General features: G+C 71.2%; 20 protein-coding genes. 15 read left to right on the forward strand and 5 right to left on the reverse strand.

The window, feature by feature from the left end; all coding sequences use genetic code 11:
* Positions 1-245 precede the first annotated feature (245 nt).
* Complete coding sequence (locus QSK39_RS47155) at positions 246-2177, forward strand: S53 family peptidase (protein WP_285484377.1); 1932 nt, start codon at positions 246-248, stop codon at positions 2175-2177.
* Between the two features lie 225 nt (positions 2178-2402).
* Positions 2403-2672 carry a 30S ribosomal protein S15 gene (rpsO, locus tag QSK39_RS47160; protein ID WP_285484378.1) on the forward strand — a complete coding sequence of 90 codons (270 nt, stop codon included), beginning with the start codon at positions 2403-2405 and terminating at the stop codon, positions 2670-2672.
* Between the two features lie 29 nt (positions 2673-2701).
* Here rpsO and QSK39_RS47165 read toward each other — a convergent pair whose 3' ends face one another.
* Positions 2702-4246 (reverse strand): sensor histidine kinase, encoded by a 1545-nt coding sequence (locus QSK39_RS47165; RefSeq protein WP_285484379.1) that lies wholly within the window; start codon positions 4244-4246, stop codon positions 2702-2704.
* 134 nt (positions 4247-4380) lie between these two features.
* Here QSK39_RS47165 and QSK39_RS47170 point away from each other — a divergent pair, with 134 nt between their 5' ends.
* The 3 genes from QSK39_RS47170 to QSK39_RS47180 are packed head-to-tail and all read left to right on the forward strand — an operon-like array spanning position 4381 to position 7444.
* Positions 4381-5742, forward strand: coding sequence for a purine-cytosine permease family protein (locus QSK39_RS47170; protein ID WP_285484380.1), 1362 nt, complete (start codon positions 4381-4383; stop codon positions 5740-5742).
* 44 nt (positions 5743-5786) lie between these two features.
* Positions 5787-6452 carry an SDR family NAD(P)-dependent oxidoreductase gene (locus QSK39_RS47175; protein ID WP_285484381.1) on the forward strand — a complete coding sequence of 222 codons (666 nt, stop codon included), beginning with the start codon at positions 5787-5789 and terminating at the stop codon, positions 6450-6452.
* Positions 6449-7444, forward strand: coding sequence for an S-adenosylmethionine:tRNA ribosyltransferase-isomerase (locus tag QSK39_RS47180; protein ID WP_285484382.1), 996 nt, complete (start codon positions 6449-6451; stop codon positions 7442-7444). Before QSK39_RS47175 ends, QSK39_RS47180 begins: the two co-directional genes overlap by 4 nt.
* Positions 7445-7967: 523 nt before the next feature.
* Here the strand turns inward: QSK39_RS47180 and QSK39_RS47185 are convergent.
* A complete protein-coding gene (locus QSK39_RS47185) occupies positions 7968-8354 on the reverse strand; it encodes a hypothetical protein (protein ID WP_285484383.1) in 387 nt (128 codons plus the stop codon).
* Between the two features lie 290 nt (positions 8355-8644).
* Here QSK39_RS47185 and QSK39_RS47190 point away from each other — a divergent pair, with 290 nt between their 5' ends.
* The 3 genes from QSK39_RS47190 to QSK39_RS47200 are packed head-to-tail and all read left to right on the forward strand — an operon-like array spanning position 8645 to position 11386.
* A complete protein-coding gene (locus QSK39_RS47190) occupies positions 8645-9706 on the forward strand; it encodes an ABC transporter substrate-binding protein (RefSeq protein ID WP_285484384.1) in 1062 nt (353 codons plus the stop codon).
* Positions 9707-9726: 20 nt separating this feature from the next.
* Entirely contained in the window at positions 9727-10518 is a 792-nt protein-coding gene (locus tag QSK39_RS47195; protein WP_285484385.1) for an ABC transporter ATP-binding protein, read from the forward strand.
* Positions 10505-11386: an ABC transporter permease gene (locus QSK39_RS47200; protein ID WP_285484386.1), complete on the forward strand. Its 882-nt coding sequence runs from the start codon at positions 10505-10507 to the stop codon at positions 11384-11386. The genes QSK39_RS47195 and QSK39_RS47200 overlap by 14 nt, the downstream gene beginning before the upstream one ends.
* A gap of 1 nt (position 11387) precedes the next feature.
* Here QSK39_RS47200 and QSK39_RS47205 read toward each other — a convergent pair whose 3' ends face one another.
* Both QSK39_RS47205 and QSK39_RS47210 read right to left on the reverse strand, forming a co-directional pair.
* A complete protein-coding gene (locus QSK39_RS47205) occupies positions 11388-11684 on the reverse strand; it encodes a hypothetical protein (protein WP_285484387.1) in 297 nt (98 codons plus the stop codon).
* Between the two features lie 110 nt (positions 11685-11794).
* The gene (locus QSK39_RS47210; protein WP_285484388.1) at positions 11795-13351 is read right to left on the reverse strand and encodes a DEAD/DEAH box helicase; all 1557 of its coding nucleotides are present in this window, start codon (positions 13349-13351) and stop codon (positions 11795-11797) included.
* A gap of 236 nt (positions 13352-13587) precedes the next feature.
* Here QSK39_RS47210 and QSK39_RS47215 point away from each other — a divergent pair, with 236 nt between their 5' ends.
* From QSK39_RS47215 to QSK39_RS47240, 6 genes are read left to right on the forward strand one after another with little or no spacing between them, the layout of a single operon-like run.
* The gene (locus QSK39_RS47215) at positions 13588-15294 is read left to right on the forward strand and encodes an acyl-CoA dehydrogenase family protein (RefSeq protein ID WP_285484389.1); all 1707 of its coding nucleotides are present in this window, start codon (positions 13588-13590) and stop codon (positions 15292-15294) included.
* A gap of 41 nt (positions 15295-15335) precedes the next feature.
* On the forward strand, positions 15336-16106 hold the full coding sequence (locus tag QSK39_RS47220; RefSeq protein ID WP_285484390.1) for a 2-keto-4-pentenoate hydratase: 771 nt from the start codon (positions 15336-15338) through the stop codon (positions 16104-16106).
* A 29-nt stretch (positions 16107-16135) separates the two neighbouring features.
* On the forward strand, positions 16136-16750 hold the full coding sequence (locus tag QSK39_RS47225; protein ID WP_285484391.1) for a VOC family protein: 615 nt from the start codon (positions 16136-16138) through the stop codon (positions 16748-16750).
* A 9-nt stretch (positions 16751-16759) separates the two neighbouring features.
* Positions 16760-17173, forward strand: a complete 414-nt coding sequence (locus QSK39_RS47230; RefSeq protein ID WP_285484392.1) for a hypothetical protein — start codon at positions 16760-16762, stop codon at positions 17171-17173.
* A gap of 35 nt (positions 17174-17208) precedes the next feature.
* Positions 17209-18066, forward strand: a complete 858-nt coding sequence (locus QSK39_RS47235) for a YwqG family protein (protein WP_285484393.1) — start codon at positions 17209-17211, stop codon at positions 18064-18066.
* Between the two features lie 49 nt (positions 18067-18115).
* Positions 18116-18700 carry an ArsR/SmtB family transcription factor gene (locus tag QSK39_RS47240; RefSeq protein WP_285484394.1) on the forward strand — a complete coding sequence of 195 codons (585 nt, stop codon included), beginning with the start codon at positions 18116-18118 and terminating at the stop codon, positions 18698-18700.
* A 243-nt stretch (positions 18701-18943) separates the two neighbouring features.
* Here QSK39_RS47240 and QSK39_RS47245 read toward each other — a convergent pair whose 3' ends face one another.
* Complete coding sequence (locus QSK39_RS47245) at positions 18944-21328, reverse strand: Tex family protein (protein WP_285484395.1); 2385 nt, start codon at positions 21326-21328, stop codon at positions 18944-18946.
* 144 nt (positions 21329-21472) lie between these two features.
* Here QSK39_RS47245 and QSK39_RS47250 point away from each other — a divergent pair, with 144 nt between their 5' ends.
* Complete coding sequence (locus QSK39_RS47250) at positions 21473-22948, forward strand: chitinase (RefSeq protein ID WP_285484396.1); 1476 nt, start codon at positions 21473-21475, stop codon at positions 22946-22948.
* Positions 22949-22968: the final 20 nt, after the last annotated feature.

Consider the following 22968-nt stretch of genomic DNA (forward strand, 5'->3'; position numbering starts at 1 on the left):
TAGGTGGTGGCCGCCCCGCCCGCTTGTTCCACAATACGGACACGAACCGGACTAACCTCCCATCCGGCATTATTCCTCGCGTAATTCGTGCGACAAATCGGATTTCCGTACCACGCGCGGGGACCCGTGAATTCGCGACCAGATAACGGTTCCGCAAGTACTTCCCTGCGACCGGAACACCGATCTAGTCTCGTCCGGTGTTCCAGGCCCATTTCCTGGGGGCCGCTTTCGAGAGGGAGATTTCTGTGCGAAGAAGCTCCACCCTGCTCCTTTCGCTCGCGGTGGTCGGTGGCCTGACCGGCGCCGTGCCCGCGACGGCCTCGGCGCAGGGGCGTTCCGACATTCCGCAGTCGCACCCGTTGTGGGCGAACGCGCAGGCGAAGGCCGCCGACACGGCGCCCGCGTCCAAGCTGAGCTTCCGGGTCTACCTGAACCAGCGCGACAACGCCGGCGCCGAGGCGCTGGCGCAGGCCGTGTCCGATCCGGACAGCAAGACCTACCGGCAGTACCTCAGCCCGGACCAGGTGCGCGACCGGTTCGCCGCCGGCGACGCGACGGTCAACGCCGTCAAGTCGTGGCTGACCGGCAGCGGGTTCAGCATCGGCGACATCCCGTCGAACCGCGCCTACGTCGAGGCCACCGGCACCGCCGACCAGACGCAGAACGCGTTCGCCGTCAAGCTGGGCAAGTACAAGGTCAAGGGCCAGACCCTCCGCGCCGCCGACAAGAACCTGTCGGTGCCCGCGAACCTGGCGAGCGACGTGCTCGGTGTCGTCGGCGTGGACCAGGCGACCAACCTGTTCAAGCCGGACCACGCCACCGGCTCCGGGACGCCGTCCGACGTCGCCCCCGGCCCCGGGTTCCGCAACGCGCGGCCGTGCAGTGCCTACTACGGCGAGAAGATCGACACCACCGATCCCGCCTACAACGGCAAGCACCTGCCGTACGCCCCGTGCGGCTACACCCCGGCGCAGCTGCGGTCGGCCTACGGCGTCGACAAGGTGGGCGCGGACGGCAAGGGCACGACGATCGCCATCGTCGACGCGTTCGCCTCGCCGACCATCTACGCCGACGCGAGCACCTACGCGAAGAAGAACGACCCGCAGCACCCGCTGAAGCAGAGCCAGTTCAAGCAGCACGTCTTCCCGGCGAACCCGGTCCTCGAGCCGCCGGACCAGTGCGACGCGGCGGGCTGGTACGGCGAGGAGACGCTCGACGTCGAGGCCGCCCACGGTCTCGCCCCGGGCGCGGACATCCTGTACGTCGGTGGCGAGTCCTGCGAGGACAACGCCCTCGACGTGGCGCTGAACTACGTGATCGCCGGCCACAAGGCCGACATCGTGTCGAACTCCTACGGCGACACCGGCGAAGACATCCCGGCCGACGAGGTCAAGGTCTTCAACCAGATTTCGCTGCAGGCGGTGCTCGAGGGCATCGGCGTCTACTTCTCCTCGGGCGACAACGGTGACGAGGTCGCGCGCCTCGGCACGCCGTCGCCGGACTTCTCCGCCTCGGCGCCGTGGATCACCGCGGTCGGCGGCACGTCCATCGCGATCGGCAAGGACGGCAAGCGGATCTTCGAGACCGGCTGGGAGACCAGCAAGTCCTCGCTGACCAACGGCGTCTACGGCCCGGCGGCCTACACCAGCGGTTCCGGTGGCGGCACGAGCCGGCTGTTCGCGCAGCCCTTCTACCAGAAGGGTGTCGTGCCGGACGCGCTGGCGAAGAAGAACCAGACGGGCAACGCCAAGGGCCGGGTCGTCCCGGACATCTCGGCGATCGGTGACCCGAACACCGGCTTCCTGGTCGGCCAGACGCAGACCTTCCCGGACGGCGCCTACTACGACCAGTACCGGATCGGCGGCACGAGCCTCGCGTCGCCGGTGTTCGCCGGCATCATGGCGGTGGCCGACAGCTTCGACCACTTCCACCACGGCTTCATCAACCCCGTGATCTACAAGCTGACCTCCCGCACCTCGGCGATCAGCGACGTGAAGCACGTGGACGCCGCGGTGGAGCGCGTGGACTACGCGAACTCGGTCGACGCTTCGGGCGGCCTGCTCACCTCGGTGCGCACGCTCGACTACCAGGGTCTGACGATCCACACGACCCCGGGCTACGACGACGTGACGGGTCTCGGCACGCCCAACGGGCTGCTGTTCCTGCTGCTCGTCTAGTTTCGCCTTGCTCGAAGGGCCCCCTCGCCGTCCCGGTGAGGGGGCCCTTCGTTATTCGCTGGGCCGCCGGGGGATCCGGGGTTATCTTGCGGAGCGCCACCCGCACGAGAGGAGAGCGTCATGTTCGCCGGACCCGACCAAGACCTTCCCGGTCAGCGCGAACCCGCCCGGCCCTCCTGAGCCGGCGGGGCTTCGCGCCGGCCATCGCTCCTCGAAAGGGAGTTCATGGCGCTCGAAGCCGAACGCAAGCAAGCCATCATGGAGGAGTACGCGACCTTCCCGGGTGACACCGGGTCCCCGGAGGTCCAGATCGCGCTCCTGACCCATCGGATCCGGGAGATCACCGAGCACCTCGAGATCCACCGGCTGGACCACCACAGCCGCCGTGGGCTGCACGTGCTCAACGGCCGCCGTCGCCGGTTGATCGCCTACCTGCGCCGGACCGACGTCCAGCGCTACCGGACGCTCATCGCGCGTCTCGGCCTGCGCAGGTGACCGGAGGGCTCGTGGGCGTCACCCGACGCTCACGAGCCCGCCAGCGGGATGACCGCGCGGACCGTCGTCCCGCCGTCGCCGCTCTCGACGTCCAGTGCGCCGCCCAGCCCCTCGACGCGGTCGCGCAGGCCTGCCAGCCCGGTACCGCCGTCGAGGGACGCGCCGCCGACACCCGGGTCGGTCACCTCGACCCGCAGCTGCGCCCCCTCGACCGCGATCCGCACGTCCGCGTGGTCGGTCTCCGCGTGTTTCAGCGCGTTCGTCAGTGCCTCCGACGCCACGAAGTACGCCGTCGCCTCGACGGCCGCGTCCAGCCGGGGCACCGTGCCGACCGTCAGGGCGACCGCCATCGGGATCCGGTCGGCCAGCGAACGCACCGCCGCGACCAGGCCCGCTTCGGTGAGGATCGCCGGGCGGATGCCGCGGGCCAGTTCGCGCAGCTCGGTGATCGCCGTCTGCAGCTCGTCGACTGTGCCGGACAGCAGCGCCCGGACTTCCGCCGGCAACGCACCGCCGTAGCGCCGGCCCGCCATCCGCAGCAGCAGCACCACGCTGACCAGCCGCTGCTGGGCGCCGTCGTGCAGGTCGCGCTCCAGGCGGCGGCGCTCCTCGTCGCCCGCCGCGACGAGCCGGGCCCGCGACGCCCGCACCTCGGCCAGCCGCTGCTCCAGCTCGGCTGTCAGCCGCTGGTTGTCCAGCACCAGCCCGGCCGCCGCGTTCAGCGCGTCGATCGACCGGCTGTCCTTCCACACCTCGTCGTCCTGCACGAGCGCGGCCAGCCCGGTGCCGTCGCGCTCCAGCAGCAGCCGGATCATCTCCGCATTGCCGACGCGGGCGCGCAGCACGCCGGTCAGGAACGCCAGCGGCCACAGGCAGAACAGGATCCGGTACGCCTGCAGCATCGGCGCCGACAGCGGGTGCCCGTCCCCGAGCGCCGTGCCGACCCCCGACGCGAACGCGCCCGACAGCGCGATGACGATCACCGGCGACAGCAGCCGCCGCTGCGGCAGCCGTCCGGTCAGCCACCGGTAGAGCAGCACGACGATCACCCCGGCGCTGATCGCCGTGGCGGCGAGCTCCAGCACCCGGTCGGCGACGACGCTGCCGTCGTGGCCGGCGGAGACCGCCACCAGGTCGCGCGGGTCGTCGTTGACGAGGAGCCCGAGCACGCCCAGGCCGAGCACCACCGAGTAGGCCGCCGCGACCAGCAGGCGTTCCCACCGCGAGCGGAGTTTCCCGTGGGGGAACGCGAGCACCAGGTGCGCGATCACCGGGCCGGACGCGGCGCGCAGCGGCACCGTGAGCGTGTACAGCACCGGATCCGGGGTGAACTGCAGGTCCTCGAGGAACAGCGCGACCCCGGCGAGCGCGATGAGCACGCCGATCGGGTTCGCCGGGCGCCGCACGTGCGCGACCCCGCCGGCCAGCAGGAACAGGAACCCCGTGACGGTGCTGAGGGCCGTGTCGAACGCGGAATGGCTGCCCGCGGCCGCCTTGAGGGCCGACGCGGTGACGCCGAGCGCGAACCCGGCGGCCAGCAGGAAGGTCATCGCCAGTGTCCGCGGATGCTGCACGACGCGACCCTCCCCGGGCATTCCTGGCGGCTGGGTGAAGCGGTCCGGCAACGGCTAACCGTGATTCGCCCGTTCGGGCCGTCGCGTTACACCACGCGGGCGCGCTTTAGGGTGATCGGGACAGGAGGCAGCACATGAACGGACTGGGTGCGGAGGTCTTCGGCGGGCGCATGCCCAGCGGAGGCCGTGACCTGGCGATCGAGACCCACGGCATCGCCCCGGTTCCGGAGGGCAACCGGTTCGGGCGGCCGTGGCGGCTGCTCAGCGTGTGGTTCGCGCCGAACCTGACCATGACGGCGGTGTTCACCGGCACGCTCGCGGCGTCGCTCGGCCTCGGGTTCTGGACGGGCCTGGCCGCGATGCTCGCCGGCACCGTGCTCGGGTCGCTGCCGGTGGCGTACCTGTCCACCTGGGGGCCGCGCACCGGCACCGGCCAGCTGCCGCTCGCCCGGCTGCCGTTCGGCGGCGGCGTCGTGCTGCCGGGGCTCGTCCAGTGGCTCGGCTCGATCGCCTGGGACGCGCTGGTCGGCCTGTTCGGCGGCGAGGCACTGGCCGAGCTGACCGGGCTGCCGTTCTGGGCCGCGGTGCTGATCGTGCTGGTGCTGCAGTGCGCGCTCGGCGTGTTCGGCTACGCCCTGATCCACCGCGTGCAGGCGGTGATGAGCGTGCTGCTGGTGCTCGCGTTCGCCGCGCTCGCCGTGAAAGTCCTTTCCGGGCACACGATCGCGACCGCCGACACGGCTTCGGGGGCCGACCTGGCGGGCGGCGTCGTGCTGTTCACGACGATCACGTTGTCGCTGGCGATCTCCTGGGCGCCCTACGCGTCGGACTTCAGCCGCTACCTGCCCGCTTCGACGTCCTCGCGCAGTGTCTTCCGGGCGACGCTGCTCGGCCTCGTCGTTTCCTACGCGATCGGCGAAAGCCTCGGGCTGGCCCTGGGTTCGTCGCTGGGCGACCAGACGGCGACCGGCGTCGCGGCGCTGCTCGGCGGCGGGTTCCTGGGGTCGCTGGCGCTGGCCGTGATCGCACTCGCGGCGGTGTCGTCGAACGCGATGAACGACTACAGCGGCTCGCTGGCCCTGCAGACCGTCGGTGTCCGGCTGCGGCGCCCGGTGTCGGCGGTGGTCGTCACGGTGCTGGCGTTCGCGCTGATCCTCTGGATGCACAGCGGCGACCTGTCGGCCAAGTTCCAGAACGTGCTGCTGTTCGTCAGCTACTGGATCCCGCCGTTCCTCGGCGTCGTCGTCCCGGACTGGCTCGCGCGGACCCGCGGTGGCCGCCGGGTGGACGTCCTGGCTTCGGTTTCCGTGCGCCCGTGGGCCGCGCTCGTGGCGTTCGTCGCCGGCTTCGGGGCGGCGGTGCCGTTCATGAACACGACCCTCTACACCGGACCGGTCGCGTCGGCGCTGCACGGCGCGGATCTCGCGTACTACGTCGGGCTCGTCGTTTCGCTGGCAGCGTACTTCCTGCTCCGGCGCCGCCTTGACCTCAAGTAATATAGAGGTTTGACGATGGTGTGGTACCCCTCGAAGGAGGAACCATGCCAACCGCACTCGTCACCGGTGCGTCCGCGGGTCTGGGCCGAGCCCTGGCCGCCGCCCTGGTGAGTCGCAAGTGGACGGTCGTCGGCGACGGCCGGGACGCGGCCGCCCTGGGTTCGGCCGCCCGGGAGATCGGCTTCACGGCCGTACCCGGCGACGTCGCCGACCCGGCCCACCGCGCCGCACTGGCCGACGCCTGTCCGGCCCTTGATCTGCTCGTCAACAACGCCAGCTCCCTGGGTGTCAGCCCGCTGCCGCCGTTGGGGAGCTATCCCTTGGCGGAACTGGAAAACGTCTACCGCGTGAACGTCTTCGCGCCGCTGGCGTTGACGCAGCTGCTGCTGCCGGTGCTTTCCCGCGGCGTGATCATCAACGTCAGCTCGGACGCCGCCGTCGAAGCGTACGAAGGCTGGGGCGGCTACGGCTCGGCGAAGGCCGCGCTCGACCAGGTCACGGCCGTGCTCGGCGCGGAGAACCCGGACCTGGCGGTGTACGCGGTCGACCCGGGCGACCTGCGCACGGCAATGCACCAGCGCGCGTTCCCGGGCGAGGACATCTCGGACCGGCCGCTGCCGTCGTCCGTGGTCCCGGCGTTCCTGAGGTTGCTCGACGAACGTCCGCCCAGTGGTCGTTACCGGGCCGCGGACCTGCTGGTGGGCGTATGAACATCCGGTTCGACCTGCCGGACGGCCTGTCGGCCTCGGCCCCACCGGAGGCGCGCGGCCTGGCGCGGGACGAGGTCCGGCTGCTGGTCGCTTCGCCATCGGGGGTCCACCACACGGTGTTCTCGTCCCTGGGTTCGCACCTGCGCCCCGGCGACCTGCTGGTGGTGAACACGTCGGGGACGCTGCCGGCGGCGGTCGACGCGGTGCGCGGGGGACGCCCGGTCATCGTCCATTTCTCGACGGCGCTGGACGACGGTGCGTGGGTCGTCGAACTGCGGGCGCCCGGCGGGCCGTTGCTCGACGGCCGGGCCGGGGAGAAGGTGGAGCTGCCTCTGGGCGCGTCGCTGACGTTGGTGGCGCCGGCCGCACCGGGCGACTCGCGGCTCTGGCGGGCGGAGGTGTCGGTCTCGCTACCGGAGTTCCTCGCGGCGGTGGGCCGCCCGATCCGCTACGGGTACGTGCCGCGGGCGTGGCCGTTGTCCGACTACCAGACGGTGTTCGCCCGCGAGCCGGGCAGCGCGGAGATGCCTTCGGCGGCCCGGCCGTTCTCATCGTCGCTGGTGACGCGCCTGGTCACGGACGGCGTGCTGTTCGCGCCGCTGGTGCTGCACACGGGGGTGTCCTCGCCGGAGGCAGGCGAGCCGCCCCAGGCGGAGCGGTTCCGGGTGCCCCCGACGACGGCGGCGCTGGTGTCGTGGGTGCGCTCGCAAGGCGGCCGCGTGATCGCGGTGGGCACCACGGCGGCCCGGGCACTGGAGTCCTGGTCGGACGGCGCGGCCGAGGGCTGGACGAACCTGGTCCTGGGCCCGGACCGCCCGGCGCGGGTGGTGGACGGGATCGTGACGGGCCTGCACGCACCGGAGGCGTCGCACTTGCTGCTGCTGGAGGCGGTGGCGGGCCACGACCTGGTCCAGCGCGCGTACGACGCGGCGGTGCAGCGACGGTACCTGTGGCACGAGTTCGGCGACGTGTCCTTGCTGCTGCGCCGCTGACCGAGCCCCCAAGGCAGGGCCCACCCTCCCTGGGGGACCGTCCCGCTTCCAGCGTATCGGTGCCCCCCGACGAAAAGCCGGGAAACCACAGCCCGGGCCCGGGCTGTCCACATCCGGCCCGGGCTGTGGGCAACTCAAGCCCGGACTTCTGGCGCCGACTGGGCAAGTCAAGCCGCGCGGTTCAAGCCGGGCTCCCTGCTGCGGGGCGGGCTGGGTAGGTCGGGTGGCTCGGCCAGGCCTTGCTGCGGGGGCGGGCTGGTCAAGCCGGGCAGCTCAAGCCGGACCCTGGCCGCAAGCCGTGGCAGCTCGAGCCGGACTCCCGGCGGCAAGCCGGGCCCAGCCGCCGGCCGCAAAAGCCGTGCACCTCAGCCGGGCCCAGCCGCGGGCAGCCCAAGTCAAGCTGGGCAAAGCCGGGCAGCTCAAGCCGGACCCAGCCGCAAGCCGTGCTCCCGGCGGTAAGCCGGTCAACTCAGGCCGTGCAGCTCAAGCCGGGCCGCAAGCCGGCCAAACCGGGCAACCCGAGCTAATGCCGCACCGGCTCCTCGCGCCGTCGTGACCGGAGCAGCCCGGCCACCGACACCACCGCGATCCCGAGCCCGACCCCCGTCACGATCGAAGCCACCAAGCTCGCCTCGCCCGTGACCAGGCCGAACGCCCCACCCAGGTAAACCGGGATGCTCACCGCCACCGGCAGCCAGTTCCGCAGCGAAAACGCCCGGTCCGACGCCAGCCACAGCACCAGCGTCACGGCCGCCCCGGTGAACACCGGGATCGCCCAGACCACCAGGCTCGTCAGCGCGTCCATCCCGAGTGACCTGAACCACTCGAACGTCGCCTGGCCCATTCCGATGAACAGCACGACCAGCGCCACGCGGACGCCGGTGGCTCCCTGGCCCCGTCGGCTCGTCATGTTCCCTCCCGAATCCGTCGTCACCTGTACCACGTCCGGGTGACGCGGCGGGTTGCCCAAACCGCCCAGGCGTTTCAGATGCCGGGAACATCTCGCGTTCACCGGGTCCGGCCCGCATGCTCTTCCGGCACTGAAAAGCACCGAAGAGCGAGCGTGAGCAGCCCCTAGGCGCACCGGTCATCGATGTCAAGGAATCTCACCGGGTTTCCCGAGATGCGGATGGCTATGCGCCCCAGTGGGTGACCGTGCGAACCTCGCCCCGACACCGACCCCCGAAAGGCGACGCCGACGTGCGCACCCACCACAGAACCCGCTTCCTGGCCTCGGCGCTGGCCGCCCTGACCGCCGTGGGCGTGCTCGCGGGCTGTTCCCGCGCCGCGGAACCCGCCGCGGCTCCGGCCGCGAACGCCGGTGCCGCCGCCGAGGTGCGGCTCGGGTTCTTCCCGAACGTCACCCACGCGCCCGCGCTGATCGGTGTCAAGAAGGACTTCTTCAAGCAGGAGCTGGGCTCGACCAAGCTCACCACCCAGACGTTCAACGCGGGCCCCGAAGAGGTCAACGCGCTGCTGGGCAACTCGCTCGACATCGCCTTCATCGGCTCCGGCCCGGCGATCAACGCCTTCACCAAGTCCAAGGGCACCATCCAGCTGGTCTCGGGCGCCGTCTCGGGCGGTGCGCAGCTGGTCGTCAAGCCGGACATCGCCGGCGTCGACCAGCTCAAGGGCAAGACGATCGCCACGCCGCAGCTGGCCAACACCCAGGACGTCGCGCTCAAGAAGTTCCTGGCCGGCAAGCAGCTGACCGACCAGGTCAAGATCACCAACCTGGACAACTCCAAGACGCTCGACGCCTTCAAGAAGGGCGAACTCGACGGCGGCTGGCTGCCCGAGCCGTGGTCGTCCCGGCTGGTGCTCGACGCCGGCGCGAAGGTCCTGGTCGACGAGAAGACCCTGTGGCCGGACGGCCGCTTCCCGACCACCGTCGTCATCGTGCGCAGCGAGTTCCTGCAGCAGCACCCGGACACCGTCAAGGCCGTCCTGAAGGGCCAGCTGGCCGCGATCGACTGGGCGAAGGCCAACCCGGCGGACGCGAAGACCGTCGTCAACGGCGCGCTCAAGGAGCTGGCCGGCAGCAGCCTGAGCCCGGCCGTCATCGACCGCGCGTTCTCGAACATCGAGCTGACCACCGACCCGATCCCGGCCGAGTTCCCGCAGCTCGCGCAGGATTCGGTCACGGCGGGCGTGGTCAAGTCGGCGGTAGCGTTGAAGGGCTTCGCCGACTTCGGCCCGCTGAACGAGGTCCTCAAGGAGAAGAACCAGCCTGCCGTGAACGCCCCCGAACTCGCCAAGTGATCTCCGAGAGGCAGCTTGCGATGACCACGACCCTCCCGACCGGCCGAAGCAGCTTCACGGGCGCGACCGCGGTCCGGCTCGACGGCGTCCGCAAGACGTTCGGCCCGGCCGGCCGGGCGGTCGTCGCGCTCGACGGCGTCGACCTCACCGTCGCGCCCGGCGAGTTCGTCTGCCTGCTCGGCGCGTCCGGCTGCGGCAAGAGCACGCTGCTGAACCTGGTCGCGGGGCTCGACGCGCCGTCGGCGGGGGAGATCACGCTGAACACGTCGCGGCCCGCGGTCATGTTCCAGGAGGCCGCGCTGATGCCGTGGCTGACCGCGGCTCGCAACGTCGAGCTGCCGCTGCGGCTGGCCGGGTTCGGCCGCGCCGAGCGCCGCGAAAAGGCGGCCGAGCTGCTGGACCTCGTCCGGCTGGCCGACGCGGGCGGCAAGCGGCCGCACGAGCTGTCCGGCGGGATGCGGCAGCGGGTCGCGCTGGCCCGCGCGCTCGCCGCGACCCTGCGCGTCGGCGGCGACCCCGAGCAGGCGCTGCTGCTGATGGACGAGCCGTTCGCCGCGCTCGACGCCATCACCCGCGACGTCCTGCAGGGCGAGCTGCTGCGCGTCTACCGCAGCACCGGCACGTCGGTGCTGTTCGTGACCCACGACGTGCGCGAGGCCGTCCGGCTCGGGCAGCGCGTCGTCCTGCTGTCGTCGCGCCCGGGCAAGGTCGTGCGCGAATGGGCGGACGTGCCGCTGGCCGACGCCGAGGAGCTCACCGAAGAAATCACCGGGCACCTGCGAGAGGTGATCAGCACCCATGCCGCGGCTTGAGTCCGCCGAGGAGGACCTCGACGCCGTCGGCGCCGGGCTGGACTCGCTGGACGCCCCGGTCGGCGACCGCCGCCCGAGCTTCTGGAAGCGCTTCGCCTGGGGCTTCCTGCCGCCCGTCGGCGCGCTCGTCCTGCTGATCGTCGTCTGGCAGGTCCTCTGGGCGGCGGCGTTCTGGTCGGAAGCGCAGCTGCCCGCGCCCCTCGCGGTGTGGGACGAGTTCTGGAGCCGCGTCGCCGACGGCCAGGTGTTCGGCTTCGTCTGGACGTCGGTCCACCGCGCCGCGCTCGGCTTCCTCGCCGGCGTGGTGATCGGCACGCCGCTGGGCCTGGTCGTGGCGAAGGTCCGCCTGGTCCGGGCGGCGATCGGGCCGCTGCTGACCGGGCTGCAGAGCCTGCCGTCGGTGGCGTGGGTGCCGGCCGCGATCCTGTGGTTCGGCATCAACGACGGCGCGATCTACTTCGTCGTCCTGCTCGGTTCGGTGCCCTCGATCGCCAACGGCCTGGTGTCGGGCATCGACCAGATCCCGCCGATCCTGCCGCGCGTCGGCCAGGTGATGGGCGCGAACCGGTTCTCGTCGGCTCGGCACATCCTGCTGCCCGCGGCGCTGCCGGGGTTCCTGGCCGGGCTCAAGCAGGGCTGGGCGTTCTCGTGGCGTTCGCTGATGGCCGCGGAGCTGATCGCGTTGTCGCCGCAGCTGGGTGTCGGGCTCGGCGCGTACCTGAACCAGGGGTCGTCGCTGAACAGCATCGAGACGGTGATCGCCGCGATCTTCCTGATCCTGCTGGTCGGCATCGGGATCGAGCTGCTGGTGTTCCGCCCGCTGGAACGCGCGGTGCTGCGGGCCCGCGGGCTGACCGCGTCGCTCTAGCTCACTCCACCGCGATCTCGAGCGAGAGCTGCTGGAGCAGCTGCAGGACGTCCGGCCCGGGGTTCTCCCGCTCGTAGGCCTCGACGACCTTGACGAACCCCATCAGCAGCCCGCGCATGATCGCCTCCTGGCGCTGGGCCAGCTCGTCGATGGTCGTCGTGGTGTATTCGAGCGCGCCTTCGAGCAGCTCGGGGTAGCCGCTCGTGCCCGTCTCGCCGCCGTCTTCGAGGTTCTGGCGAAGCCGGTAGACCGACGCCAGCAGGCCGATGCCGGTCTGCACCAGGTCCGTGTCTTCCATCACGAGAGCATGGCACGCGACCCGGGGACCCGCCCCCTGGTGGAGCTCCGGAGACGACGCGACCCCGGACCGTGGGGCCCGGGGTCGCGTCGTTCGTTCAAGGGACGGGGTCAGCGGCCCCGGCGTCCGCCCGCGCGGGTGCCGGACGAGAACGCCGCCGCGCCACCGCTCGAGCCGGAGCCCGACCGGCGGGCACCCGAAGCGGCCGGTGCACCCGAACGCCGTGCGCCACCGGAAGCAGCGGGAGCGCCGGAACGGCGAGCGCCGCCCGAAGCCGCCGGAGCACCGGACCGCCGCGAACCGCCCGAACCTTGACGGTCCGACCGCGGCTGCTGCGACTCCTCGCGCCGCGCCTGGCCGTTCGCCCGGGACCGCTGTCCGCCGCGGTTCTCCTTCGGCGTGGCGGGGGCGCCGCGCCGGCCGCGGCCCGAACCCGGCGCCTGGCCGGACGCGGTGACCTTCTTCGGCCGGTTGTCCACCGGCGGCCGCTTCGGCGACGCCGTGAACGAACGCTCGCCCGGGGCCAGCTCCGCCAGCAGCGGGTGACCCGGGCCGAGCTGGGTCGTCGTCGGCTTGATGCCGGCCTTGCGGGTCAGGTCGCGCACGTCGCGGACCTGCGCGTCCGTCATCAGCGTCACGACCGTGCCGGACGCGCCCGCGCGCGCCGTGCGGCCCGAGCGGTGCAGGTACGCCTTGTGCTCGACCGGCGGGTCCGCGTGGATGACCAGCCGGACGTCGTCGACGTGGATGCCCCGCGCCGCGATGTCGGTCGCGACCAGCGTCTTCGCCGCGCCCGAGGAGAACGCCTCGAGGTTGCGCGTGCGGGCGTTCTGGCCGAGGTTGCCGTGCAGCTCCACCGCCGGGACGCCGGACGCCACGAGCTTGCGCGTCAGCGCCTTCGCGCGGCTCTTCGTCCGCGTGAAGACCAGCGTGCGGCCCGGGGCCGCCGTCAGGTCGACCAGCACCTGCAGCCGGTGGGTCTCCTCGAGGTGCAGCACGTGGTGCTCCATCGTCGAGACCGGCGACTGCGCCGAGTCGACGCTGTGCGTGATGGGGTCGTTCATGAAGCGCTTGACCAGCACGTCGACGCCGTTGTCCAGGGTCGCGGAGAACAGCATCCGCTGCCCGCGCGAGGGCGTCGCGTCCATGATCCGGCGCACCTCGGGCAGGAAGCCCAGGTCGGCCATGTGGTCGGCCTCGTCGAGGACGGTGATCTCGATGGCGTCGAGCTTCACGTGCCCGGAGCGCATGTGGTCGGCGAGCCGGCCGGGGCAGGCGACGACGATGTCGACGCCGTCACGCAGCTTCGTGATCTGCGGGTTCGCGCTGACCCCGCCGAAGATGGTGGTCGTCTTGAGGCCCAGCGGCTTGGCCAGCGGCAGGATCGACGCTTCGATCTGCGTCGCGAGCTCGCGGGTCGGCGCCAGGATCAGCGCGCGCGGACGGCCCGGCTTGCGCCGCGTCGGGCCCGCCGAAAGGCGCGCCAGCAGGGGCAGCACGAAGCCGTAGGTCTTGCCGGAGCCGGTCCGGCCGCGGCCGAGCACGTCACGCCCGGCGAGGGTGTGCGGCAGGGTCGCCGCCTGGATGGGGAAGGGCTCGGTAACGCCCTGAGCGGCCAGCGAGTCCACGAGTGTGGCGGGCAGGCCGAGTTCAGCGAAGGTGCTCATAAGTGCATGCGGGCGCCTCGACGCCCTGGTCTCCATAACCTGAGAAGGGTTGTCCTGCCCGGCGCAGACCTGCGTTCGGCCGCGGCGCGTGGTAGTCGACAACAGCAGCGGGCCGAGGCAGAACTGAGCGGCCCGCATGATCAGTATAGCGGGAGAGGGTGACGTACCCCCAGTGAGATTGCCCGCACTCTGGGGGGCTTGCTAAGTTACCGGTCGGTAATCGAGGAGGCTCACCCATGTTGCTGAACCCGCACGAGTACGACCCGGCCCACTTCGACGCGGAAACGCGCAGGCTGCTCCGGGCCACCATCGACTGGTTCGAGCAGCGCGGCAAGGCCAAGCTCGCCGAGGACTACCACGCCCGCACCTTCTACGCGGACTTCCTCGAGTTCGCGGGCAAGGAAGGCCTGTTCTCGACCTTCCTGACCCCGGCCGCCGACGCCGAGGGCAACCCGGACAAGCGCTGGGACACCGCCCGCGTCGCCGCGCTGTCGGAAATCCTCGGCTTCTACGGCTTGAACTACTGGTACCCGTGGCAGGTCACGATCCTCGGCCTCGGCCCGGTGTGGCAGAGCGGCAACGACGTCGCCCGCAAGCGCGCGGCGGCCGCCCTCGACGCGGGTGGCGTCGGCGCGTTCGGACTGTCCGAAAAGGACCACGGCGCCGACATCTACTCCTCGGACCTGGTGCTCACGCGCGATGGTGACGGCTACCGCGCCACCGGCTCGAAGTACTACATCGGCAACGGCAACTGCGCGCGCACGGTGTCGGTCTTCGGCCGCATCGACGGCGTCGAGGGCCCGGACCAGTACGTCTTCTTCTACGCCGACTCCGAGCACCCGAACTACCACGTCGTGAAGAACGTGGTGCCGTCGCAGATGTACGTCGCCGAGTTCCGGCTCGAGGACTACCCGGTGCAGGCCGAGGACATCCTGCACGTCGGCGCCGAGGCCTTCAGCGCCGCGCTGAACACGGTCAACATCGGCAAGTTCAACCTCTGCTTCGGCGGCATCGGCATGGCGACGCACTCGCTGTACGAGGCCATCACGCACGCGCACAACCGCGTGCTCTACGGCAAGCCCGTCACGAACTTCCCGCACGTGCGCCGCGAGTTCGTCGAGGCCTACGCGCGGCTGACCGCGATGAAGCTGTTCTCCGACCGGGCCGTCGACTACTTCCGCAGCGCGAACGCCGAAGACCGCCGCTACCTGCTCTTCAACCCGATCACCAAGATGAAGGTGACGACCGAGGCGCAGAAGGTGATCGGCCTGGTCGCCGACGTCGTCGCGGCCAAGGGCTTCGAGGCGGACACGTACCTCGCGATGGCCAAGAACGACATCGACGGCCTGCCCAAGCTCGAAGGCACGGTGGCGGTGAACCTCGCGCTGATCGCGAAGTTCATGCCCGCGTACCTCTTCGCGCCGCAGGAGTACGCGCCGGTCGGCACCCGCACCGACGCCGCGGACGACGAGTTCCTCTTCCGCCAGGGCCCGGCGCGCGGCCTGTCGAAGGTCCGCTTCCACGACTGGAAGACCGCCTACGCCGAAGCCGCGCACATCCCGAACGTCGCGCTGTTCACCGAGCAGGCCGGCTACCTGGTCAAGCTGCTGACGGAGGCCGCGCCGGACGAGGCCCAGCAGGCCGACCTCGACTTCGGGCTCGCGCTCACCGAGCTGTTCACGCTCATCGTGTACGGCCAGCTGATCCTGGAGCAGGCCCGGATCACCGGCCTGGACGCGGAGGTCGTCGACCAGATCTTCGCGGTGCTGGTGCAGGACTTCAGCACCGCCTCGGTCGACCTCAACGGCAAGGCGAGCTCGACCGAGGCCCAGCAGGCGATCGCCCTGGCGGCGCTGCGCAAGCCGGTGGTGGACGCCGACCGTTTCGAGAACGTCTGGGCGCGGGTCCGCGAGCTTTCCGGGGCCTACGCGATGAACCCGTAAGCCGATCGACACCCGGTCTTCCGGTTGGCAAGATCGGGAACGTGAACCGAGAGCGGGCGGCGGAACTCATCTGGGACGCGTGGCGGACCGGGAAACGCCTCGAGGGGCTGCCGGACGACGCCCGCCCGCGCGCCGCCGCCGAGGGCATGGCCGCGCAGGCGGCGCTCGCCGAGCTGGCCGGTCCGGTGTCGGGCTGGAAGATCGCCGCGACCACCGCGTACGCCCGGCAGTACCTCGACGTCCCCGGCCCGCTGCCGGGCGTGATGTTCGAGCGGTTCCGCCACGCCGAGGGCGAGCCGGTGCCGGCCGACACGATGACCATGGGTGTCGCCGAACCCGAGTTCGCCTTCCGGCTCAAGGCCGATCCGGGCTCGTCGCCGTCGCTGACCGCGGTGCTCGACGCCGTCGACACGATGTTCCTCGCCCTCGAGATGCCGGACAGCCGCTACACCGACCACCAGCACGCCGGCGGGCCGCAGCTGCTGGCCGACGTCGCGTGCGCGGGCCGGTTCGTCGAGGGGCGGGCGGTGCCGGGCTGGCGCGACCTCGAGCTGCCCCGGCAGGCGGTCGTCCTGCACTCCGACGGCGAGGAGTTCTCGCGCGGCAGCGGCAGCCTGGTGCTCGGCGACCCGCGGCTGGCACTGCACTGGCTGGCGATGGAACTGGCCCGCCACGGCCGTTCCCTGCGCCCGGGCGACGTCGTCACGACCGGCACGGCGACCCCGCCGTGCCCGATCCGCGCCGGCGGGCACGTGGTCGCCGACTTCGGCGCGCTGGGCAGCGTCGAGGTGCGGTTCGCCGGGGGAGGGTAATTCGGCGGTTCCGGGGCTATCGTCGGCCCGTGGGCGAGCGCGGCAGGCCACGGCACCCCGACCGGCTGACCCCCGCCGAGTGGCGGGTGGTCGACGCGGTCCGCCACGGCCTGAGCAACGGCGAGATCGCCCGGCGGCGCGGCACCAGCCGGGACGCCGTCAAGTTCCACGTCGGCAACGCCGTCCGCAAGCTCGGCCTGACCGGGCGGGCCGAGCTGCGCGCGTGGCGCGGCGCCCCGGCGGACAGCGCGCTCGCGGGCCGGACGGGTGAGGAGGCGGCGGTGCTGGGACCGATCGGGCAGGTTTCGCGGACCGTGGCGGACCTCGGCCGGGCCAAGGCGTTCTACGGCGGCGTGCTCGGGCTGGAGCACCTCTACACGTTCGGCGACCTGGCGTTCTTCGACTGCGCCGGCGTCCGGCTGTTCCTGACCGCCGGCGAGCCGAAGGGCACGGAGTCGGTGCTGTACTTCAGGGTCCCGGACATCGACGCGGCGTACGACGAGCTGAGGGGTCGCGACGTCGAGTTCCTCGGCGCACCGCACCTGATCTTCCGGCACGAGTCCGGGGTGGAGGAGTGGATGGCGTTCTTCGCCGACCCCGACGGTCACACGACCGCGATCATGAGCCAGGTCCCGCCTGGCTAGGGTGATCGGGTGCTGACGTTCCGTGCCGGGTTCCTGGTGCTCGCCGCGGTCGTGGTGGTGCTCGACGCGGGGTTCTGGTGGTTCGCGCACGCCCAGCACCAGACGACCGCGCGGATCGGCTTCCTGGTGGCGTTCGTGCTGCTCCTGGCGCTGCTCGCGGTGGCGGCGGGACTGGTCCGGTGGGAGATCGCGGCCCCGCTGGGCGCGGCGTCGACGTCGGGCCTGTTCTTCGTCGGCGCGGCGGCGATCTTCAGCGTGGGTTTCGGGTTCCTGCTGGCGGCGGTCGTCGAGGCGGCCCTGGTGCGCCGGCTGGTCCTCGATGCGTCCCCGACGGGGTGGCGAGGCGGCGCCGGGCTGATCAGCTCGGCGGCCGCGGTGGTGCCGGCGGTGCTGTTCGCGGTGGGGCTGGCCGCGCTGCGCTGAGCCGTTTTGTCGGTGCCCCCTGCCACGATGTGGCCGTGACGTCCTGGAGAGATCGACTCAGCGCCCTCGCCCGCGAACAGCTGCCCGCCGAGGTCGCGGCGAAGTGGGCCGAGCTGTTCCGGCCGGGCATCCGGCTGGTGCCTGCCGGTTCGGGGCCGTGCGTGGGACGGATCGGCGGCGCTCCGGCCCTGCCCGAAGGGCTGGCGTGGCCCGAGTGGCCCGGGCGGGGACCGCTCGACTTCCTGGCCGCGGTGGACTGCGCGGCGCTGCCCCGTGAATTCCTGAGCATCCCGCTGCCCGAGGCGGGCACGCTGCTGTTCTTCTACTTCGACGGGTTCCGCCGGGGCTCCGACGACTCGCCGCTGCTCGAAGACGTCGAGGGCAGCCGGGTGGTCTTCGTGCCGGCGGGGGTGCCGGTCGTCGAACGGGAGACACCCGGAGGCCTCGAGCCCTATCCGGCCCGGGACCTGTTCGGCGAGGTCGTGGCCACGGCTCCGGAACGGGAGCACATCCTGCTCGACCAGACCAGGATTGCGAGCGGGGAGTCCCTCGCCGAGGCGGCGGACGGCCCGCCGGACTTCCCGGGCACGGACGTGTTCGGCGAACTGGTCGCGACGGCCCGCGGGCGAGGCCGGGAGCATCAGCTCGGCGGGTTCGCCGCACCGGTGCAGGGCGCGGTGGAGAACGAGATCGCCGCGGAGGTGCTGGGGGACTACCGGGACCCGCGGCGGGTCGAGGAGGCGGCGCGCTGGGTGCTGCTCGCCCAGATCGACACCGACGACGAAGCCGACATGATCTGGGGCGACGCCGGAATGCTGTACTGGATGATCCGGGCCGACGACCTCGAGGCGAGGCGCTTCGACCGCGCGCGCTGCACGCTGCAGTGCGGATAACCGCAGAGAGTCCTTTGCAAAGGAGCCTCTGCGGTCTAGTCTGGTCGGCATGACCAGGGATCGCCCGATCGACGCGCGGATGCTCCGGGCGCTGGCCCACCCGCTGCGGATGCGCATGATCGAACTGCTGCAGGCGGACGGCCCCGCCACCGCGACCGGGCTGGGGAAGCGCGTCGGCGAAAGCTCCGGGACCACCAGCTGGCACCTGCGCCTGCTGGCCGAGGCCGGCCTGGTGGAGGAGGACACCGAACGCGGGAACAAGCGCGAACGCTGGTGGCGCTCCGTGCGGAAGACGACCCGGATGCGGGCCGCCGACTTCATCGGCGACCCGGACCTCGCCGCGCCTCTGGACAGCTACCTGCGGTCCTTGGTCGAGCACCGCTACCAGGCGGAGTCGCGGTTCATCAGCGAGCTGCCGAGGTGGCTGGAGCAGTGGCACGACAAGGCCGTGTTCAACGACGTGAGGCTGTCCCTCACGCCCGAGGAGGCGGCCGCGATGAGTGCCGACGTCGAGGCGGTGGTCGACCGCTACCGCCGGGAAGCGCGCCCGGGCGACCACAACGTGATGGCGCACTGGTCGGCGTTCCCGTGGCAGGCACAACCCGAGGAACCCGGCACATCGAAGTCCGACTGAGGGGGACGAACGTGGTGCATTTCTTGATGGCGGAAGCCGTGGTCCGCGAACGCGAGAGCGAGTTGAGACGGGCGTCGGCCCGAGTCAGCCGCCCTCAGCGAGAGGGAACGCGACGGCAGCGCTTGGGCTGGCTCCTGGTCGAAGCGGGCTTGAGACTGGCGGCGACCCGAGACCGGCCGCGCCCCTGTCGCGCCGCCTGAACGACGAAAGGCCGCCTCCAAAGAGGCGGCCTTTCGCGTTGGCCTACTTGCCGAACCCGGCCCGCCGCAAGGCATCTGCCATCGAACCGCTGCCGCCCGAGCCGGAACCCGAGCTGCCACCCCGGCCACCACCGGAGCCGCCGCGCTGACCGCCGCCGGAACCACCCCGGCGCTGACCGCCACCGCCGCCCTGCGCACCCCGGTCACGACCGCCGCCACCGCCGCCTCGGGAAGACGAAGCAGCACCCGGCTCGTCGTCCAATCGCAGCGTCAGCGAAATCCGCTTCCGCGGCACATCGACGTCCAGCACCTTCACCTTCACGATGTCCCCGGGCTTCACGACCTCCCGCGGATCCTTCACGAAGTTCTTCGACAGAGCCGAAACGTGCGCGAGCCCGTCCTGGTGCACACCCACATCGATGAACGCCCCGAACGCCGCCACGTTCGTGACCACGCCCTCCAGGCGCATCCCCGGCTTCAAGTCGCCGATCTTGTCCACGCCCTCCGCGAACGTCGCCGTCTTGAAGGCCGGGCGGGGGTCGCGGCCCGGCTTGTCCAGCTCGGCCAGGATGTCCGTCACCGTCGGGAGACCGAACGTCTCGTCCACGAACTCCGCCGGCCGCAGCGAAGACAGCGTCCGCGTGTTGCCGATCAGCGACCGCAGGTCCGTGCCCGTCTTCGTCAGGATCCGCCGGACCACCGGGTACGCCTCCGGGTGCACCGACGACGAGTCGAGCGGGTCGTCGCCGTCCGGGATGCGCAGGAAGCCCGCGCACTGCTCGAACGCCTTGGGCCCGAGCCGCGCGACCTCCTTCAGCGCCGTCCGGGAGCGGAACGGCCCGTTCGTGTCGCGGTGGGAGACGATGTTCTCCGCCAGCCCCGTCGTGATGCCCGAGACGCGGGTCAGCAGCGGTGCGGACGCCGTGTTGACGTCGACGCCGACCGCGTTCACGCAGTCCTCGACCACCGCGTCGAGCGAGCGCGACAGCGAAACCTCGGACAGGTCGTGCTGGTACTGCCCGACACCGATCGACTTCGGGTCGATCTTCACCAGCTCGGCCAGCGGGTCCTGCAGCCGCCGCGCGATCGAGACCGCGCCGCGCAGCGAGACGTCCATGCCCGGCAGCTCGGCCGAAGCGAACGCCGACGCCGAGTACACCGACGCGCCGGCCTCCGACACGACCGCCTTCGTCAGCTTCAGCTCGGGGTGCTTCTTGATCAGCTCCTGGGCGAGCTTGTCCGTCTCGCGCGACGCCGTGCCGTTGCCGATCGAGATCAGGTCGACCTGGTGCCGCGCCGACAGCGCCGCCAGCTCGGCGATCGACTGGTCCCACTTGTTCGCGGGCTGGTGCGGGTAGATGACGTGGGTGTCGACGACCTTGCCGGTCGCGTCCACGACCGCCACCTTGACGCCGGTGCGGAAGCCCGGGTCGAGGCCCATCGTGGCGCGGGTGCCGGCCGGCGCGGCCAGCAGCAGGTCGCGCAGGTTGGCCGCGAAGACGCGCACGGCGTCGTCCTCGGCGGCCTGGCGCAGCCGCATCCGCAGGTCGATGCCCAGGTGCAGGAGGATCTTGGTGCGCCACGCCCAGCGCACGGTGTCACCGAGCCACTTGTCGCCCGGCCGGCCCTGCTGCGTGATGCCGAACTTCGCGGCGATGCGCGACTCGTAGTCGGTCGGGCCGACCTGCGGCTCGTCGGTGGGCTCGTCCGGCGACATCGTGAGGTCGAGGACCTCCTCCTTCTCGCCGCGCAGCATCGCGAGGATCCGGTGCGAGGGGAGCTTGGTGTAGGGCTCGGAGAAGTCGAAGTAGTCGGAGAACTTCGCCCCTTCGTCCTCCTTGCCCGAGCGGACCTTGGCGACCAGGTGGCCCTGGCCCCACATCTTCTCGCGCAGGTCACCGATGAGGTCGGCGTCCTCGGCGAAGCGCTCGACGAGGATCGAACGGGCGCCGTCGAGCGCCGCCTGCGCGTCCGCGACGCCCTTGTCCGCGTCGACGAACACCGCCGCCGCGGCTTGCGGGTCCGTGTTCGGGTCGTTGAGCAGGCCGTCGGCCAGCGGCTCGAGCCCCGCTTCACGCGCGATCATGGCCTTCGTGCGGCGCTTCGGCTTGTAGGGGAGGTAGATGTCCTCCAGCCGCGACTTCGTGTCCGCGGCGAGGATCGACGCCTCGAGGGCTTCGTCGAGCTTGCCCTGGCTGCGGATGGATTCGAGCACCGCGAGCCGCCGCTCGTCGAGTTCCCGCAGGTAGCGCAGCCGCTCTTCGAGCGTGCGCAGCTGCGCGTCGTCGAGCATGCCGGTGACTTCCTTGCGGTACCGCGCGATGAACGGGACGGTCGAACCGCCGTCGAGCAGCTCGACGGTGGCCTTGACCTGTCCTTCGCGCACGCCCAGTTCTTCGGCGATCCTCTGCTCGACCGACACGCTCACTGCAACACGCTCCTGCTTCGCCTGGTTCCGATCGTCTCATTCTGCCGTTTCCGCCACCCCGACTTTCGGATGGGGCTCCTTGACAATCAGATTGGTCTAGTCCATTTTGTGGTGACCTGCCTCACGACCAGTGGAGGTCGCCCCGTGGTCCCCAAAGCCCGTCTGGCCCTGCTATCGTTACTTTCCGCGGTCGCGCTGTGTCTCGGCGTGACATTCGTCCTCGCCGGGAGCGCCTCGGCGGCCAACATCCTCGCCAACCCCGGCTTCGAAGCCGGCACCTCGGGCTGGACGTGCACGTCCACGCCGACCGCGGTGAGCACCCCGGTCCACAGCGGCAGCCGCGCGCTGAACGTGACGCCGACGTCGTCGGACAACGCGCAGTGCTCGCAGACCCTCACCGTCTCGGCGAACACGGCGTACAAGCTCTCGGCCTGGGTCCAGGGCAGCTACGTCTACCTGGGCGTTTCCGGTTCGGCGACGACCAGCACGTGGACGCCGGGCACCAGCGGCTACTCGCAGCTTTCGCTGAGCTTCACGACCGGTTCGAGCACGTCGCTGACGGTGTACCTGCACGGCTGGTACGGCCAGCCGACGTACTACGCCGACGACGTCAGCCTCGACGGCCCGGGCACCCCGCCGCCGACGACGCCGACCACCCCCACCACGCCGACGACGCCGCCCACCACGACCACCCCGCCGACGACGACCACGCCGCCGCCGACCCAGGGTGACCTGCCGAAGCACGTCCTGACCGGCTACTGGCAGAACTTCTACAACGGCGCCAAGGCGCTGAAGCTGGCCGACGTCCCGACGAAGTACAACATCATCGCGGTGTCGTTCGCGGACGCGACGGGCACGCCGGGCGCGGTGAGCTTCACGCTCGACTCGGGCCTGTCCTCGCAGCTCGGCGGCTACACGGACGCGCAGTTCAAGGCGGACATCAAGACGGTCCAGGCGCGCGGCCAGCGGGTCATCATCTCGGTCGGCGGCCAGAACGGCACGATCAGCGTGAGCGACTCGTCGTCGGCGAACAACTTCGCGAACAGCATCAAGTCGCTGATCTCGAACTACGGCTTCGACGGCGTCGACATCGACCTCGAGAACGGCATCAACGCGACGTACATGGGCCAAGCGCTGCGCAGCATCTACAACGGCGGCGGCAAGGTCATCACGATGGCGCCGCAGACGATCGACATGCAGTCCACCCAGGGTGGCTACTTCCAGCTGGCGCTGGGCATCAAGGACATCCTGACGGTCGTCAACATGCAGTACTACAACTCCGGCACGATGCTGGGCTGCAACGGCAGCGTGTACGCCCAGGGCACGGTCGACTTCCTGACGGCGCTGGCCTGCATCCAGCTCCAGGGCGGCCTGCGGGCGGACCAGGTGGGCCTGGGCCTCCCGGCGTCGTCCCAGGCGGCAGGCGGCGGCTACCAGGCCCCGGCTAACACGGTGTCGGCGCTGAACTGCCTGGCTCGCGGTACGTCGTGCGGCTCGTTCAAGCCGTCGACGACGTACCCGACGATCCGCGGCGCGATGACGTGGTCGATCAACTGGGACGCGTCGAACGGGTACGCGTTCGCCAACACGGTGTCGGCCGGGCTCGCGGGCCTGCCGTAACCGTCCGCTGAAAGGCCCCT

This window comes from Amycolatopsis sp. NBRC 101858 (assembly GCF_030269325.1).
Classification (GTDB): Bacteria; Actinomycetota; Actinomycetes; order Mycobacteriales; family Pseudonocardiaceae; genus Amycolatopsis; species Amycolatopsis ponsaeliensis.